At 57.1% G+C, this 480-nt stretch carries 1 pseudogene; it reads left to right on the top strand.

From position 1 onward, the window contains the following. A pseudogene (locus tag HC752_RS24410) lies at nt 1-480 on the top strand (hypothetical protein); the annotation flags it as partial.

Here is a 480-nt window from a genome sequence, read left to right on the forward strand (position 1 = left end):
CAGAGCCAGCGGACAGCGAAACGGGAGAAGAGCCAGAGCAACCTGAAACCATCGAACTGGACGATGCCGATCTCGGAGAGTTTGATGAAGCTGCCGCGCTTGATGCGATGGCAGAGGAGCCAGCGCCACTGCCGGAAGATCTGGACTTAGAGCCTATATCTCTAGAGCCTGAGAAGGATGAGCCCGAGGCGATCAAGCCGGAAGGTGACGATCTTGAGTTATCAGAGTCAGCGGACAGCGAAACGGGAGAAGAGCCAGCGCAACCTGAAACCATCGAACTGGACGATGCCGATCTCGGAGAGTTTGATGAAGCTGCCGCGCTTGATGCGATGGCAGAGGAGCCAGCGCCACTGCCGGAAGATCTGGACTTAGAGCCTACATCTCTAGAGCCTGAGACGGATGAGCCCGACGCGGTTAAGCCGGAAGGTAACGATCTTGAGTTATCAGAGCCAGCGGACAGCGAAACGGGAGAAGAGCCAG

It is taken from the genome of Vibrio sp. S9_S30, from assembly GCF_014694455.1.
Lineage (GTDB): Bacteria > Pseudomonadota > Gammaproteobacteria > Enterobacterales > Vibrionaceae > Vibrio.